The sequence below is a fragment of the Ideonella sp. P3_A4 genome (assembly GCF_056403075.1).
Genome location: NZ_JBFUGE010000740.1, coordinates 1 through 2669 on the forward strand (window position 1 = coordinate 1; position 2669 = coordinate 2669).

Consider the following 2669-nt stretch of genomic DNA (forward strand, 5'->3'; position numbering starts at 1 on the left):
CCCGGTGCCTTACACAACATTGCACTTCGTCGGCATTCGACAGGCGCGTGGCGGCACCGGCTGCGGGGGCTGGCTCTTATGCTCGTGGCCAGCCTCACCACCTTGGCCCATGGACAAAGCCAGGACTCTGCCAACCTCAATGTCTTGCACTGGTGGACTTCGGCCGGCGAGAAGCGCGCGGTCGATCAACTCGTGCAGCAGCTCGAACGCCGCGGCCTCGTCTGGAACGATGCTGCCATCCCTGGCGGCGGCGGCATGGCGGCGGTGAAGGTGCTGAAAGGCCGTGTACTGGCGGGCGACCCGCCCGACGTGGCGCAGGTCATTGGCCGCACGCTGACCGACTGGTCGGACCTCGGCCTTGTGCTGCCGCTGGATGACGTGGCCCAGCGCGGCCGCTGGAAGAGCACCATGTTCCCGGTCGTGCTGCAGGTCGTCAGCCACGGCGGCCGCATCGTCGCGGCGCCGCTGGGCGTGCACCGCATCAACACGCTGTTCTACAACCAGGCCTTGTGGACACGGTTGAAGCTGGCGGCACCACGCACCTGGGACGACGTGACGCAAGCCGCCACCGCGCTGCGCCGCGCCGGCGTGACGCCGTTGGCCTGGAGCGACGAACCCTGGCAAGTGGCCACGGTGTTCGAGACGCTGCTGCTGGCCGAGGGCGGCGCTTCGCTGTATGCCGAACTGGCGGCCGCGCAGCGCCCACAGGCCTGGGCCGATCCTCGCGTACTGCGCGCGTTGACACGCCTGCGCTGGCTGCGCCAACTGGCCGGCGACGCGCCCGGCGAGCCACGCTGGACCGACACCACGCGCCAGCTGTTTCGCGGCGATGCCGGCATGCTGATCATGGGCGACTGGGCCAGCGGCGAGCTGATGGCCTGGGGCGCACAAGCTGGCCGAGACTACGCCTGCGCGCCGGTGCCCGACACGGCAGACATGCACCTATACAGCGTCGACACCCTGGCGATGTTGAAGAGCCGCCGTCAGCGCAGCGGCGCGCAAGAAAAGCTCGCCGACCTCGTCACTCAACCGGCGGTGCAACTGGCCTACAACCAAGCCAAGGGCTCGGTGCCGGTACGCACCGACATCGACGCCGCTCAACTCGACGACTGCGCCCGCGACTCGTGGCAGACGCTGGCTCATCCGGGTAGTCGCCTCGTGCCGAGCATTGCACACCGCATGGCCGCCGATGAGTCCACCAAAGACGCGTTGGCGGACGCGCTGCATCGCTTCGTGACCGATGCTTCGCAATCGCCGGAGCGGGCGCAGGAGAGGTTGGTGGCGATCGTGAAGGGGGCAAGATGAAGGACAGCTTCGTTTCAAGGCTGATGACTGTCTGGTTTGGCGCAGTGATGTCGTGCGGTGTGTTGGCTGCGGAGCCCGAGGTGGTCTTCAAGGACAAAGCCGGCCGGGTCTTGACGAAGCAAGACCTGCGCGCAGCCACAGGCAAGTTCAGCTGGGAAATCCGGTCAACGACACCTGTTTCTGCCAGGGCGCAAGAGCTTCACCAACTCGGTCGCGGCGCGGGGCAGCGTGGGCAGTCCGACATGGCGTTGAAGTATTTCACCGAGGCCGCTCAGATGGCGCCGAATTGGCCATACCCGCTCTATGACGCTGCGTTCACTTGCCTGTTGCAGCGGCGCTTTGACAAGGCCCTCGAGCTCTACCAGCGGGTAGATCAAATGGCGCCGCGCGGCTTCTTCACCGTCAAGACGGCGGTGCATGTCCTCAAGCAAGAGCGCGACCGCACCTTGCCTGAGGGGACATATCTGCGATACCTGTCGCTGGAATGGATCGACAGCGCGACCGGGAAGACCGCCATCGTGCTCGAATTGAATGAACGAACGCCGGCGTTCGCCCCGGCGTGGAAAGAAAGGGCCTTGATGGAGAGCGATCCGCAGAAGCGGCTCGCGTTCCTCGAACGAGGCCTTGCAGCACAGCCGGACTCGGAGACACAGGGGTTTCTGCTGCTCAACAAGGCTTCACTCCTCGCTGACCGGGGGCAAAGGCGCGAGGCGGTTGACTTGCTGACCACATTGGCATTGGATCCGGCATCACCCTTGGATATCGAAGCGCTGGCGAAGAAGTCACTGGCCATGATCGTCCTGCCCTAGATCCATGAAAGAAATCTACGTTTCCACCGACGTCGAGGCCGACGGCCCGATACCCGGTCCGCACTCGATGCTGAGCTTCGGCTCGGCCGCCTTCAGTGCCGAAGGCGAGGTGCTGTCGACCTTCACCGCCAACCTCGAACTGCTCGAAGGCGCATCAGGCCACCCGGGCACGATGGCGTGGTGGGCAACCCAGCAAGAGGCGTGGGAGCGCACGCGATCCAACCTGCAGTCGCCGGCTGCTGCGATGTCGAACTACCTGGCCTGGTTGAAGGCGCTGCCGGGCAAGCCGGTGTTCGTCGGCTACCCGGTCGCCTACGACTTTCTGTTCGTCTACTGGTACCTGATGAAGTTCACCGGGCAGAGCCCGTTCAGCCACTCGGCGCTCGACATCAAGACCTTTGCGATGGCGATGCTGCAGATCCCTTATCGGGACGCCACGAAGCGCAACATGCCCAGGCGCTGGTTCCCGTCCAGCCCGCATACCCATGTCGCCTTGGACGATGCGATCGAGCAGGGGCAGCTGTTCTGCAACATGCTGGCCGAACATCGCCAATC

3 protein-coding genes are annotated in these 2669 nt (G+C 65.1%); all 3 read left to right on the top strand.

Annotated features, from left to right (window positions below; translation table 11 throughout):
- The first annotated feature begins 84 nt into the window (after positions 1-84).
- On the top strand, positions 85-1305 hold the full coding sequence (locus tag AC1DYI_RS32020; RefSeq protein ID WP_477208149.1) for an ABC transporter substrate-binding protein: 1221 nt from the start codon (positions 85-87) through the stop codon (positions 1303-1305).
- Positions 1302-2114, top strand: a complete 813-nt coding sequence (locus AC1DYI_RS32025; RefSeq protein ID WP_477208150.1) for a tetratricopeptide repeat protein — start codon at positions 1302-1304, stop codon at positions 2112-2114. The genes AC1DYI_RS32020 and AC1DYI_RS32025 overlap by 4 nt, the downstream gene beginning before the upstream one ends.
- Before the next feature lie 4 nt (positions 2115-2118).
- Positions 2119-2669 (top strand): 3'-5' exonuclease family protein (locus tag AC1DYI_RS32030; RefSeq protein WP_477208151.1); only part of this gene is annotated, 551 nt, incomplete at its 3' end.

What these genes read in the sequence shown, in the direction of transcription:
- AC1DYI_RS32025 (WP_477208150.1), top strand. Translation starts at nt 1,302, where the DNA reads ATGAAGGACAGCTTCGTTTCAAGGCTGATGACTGTCTGGTTTGGCGCA.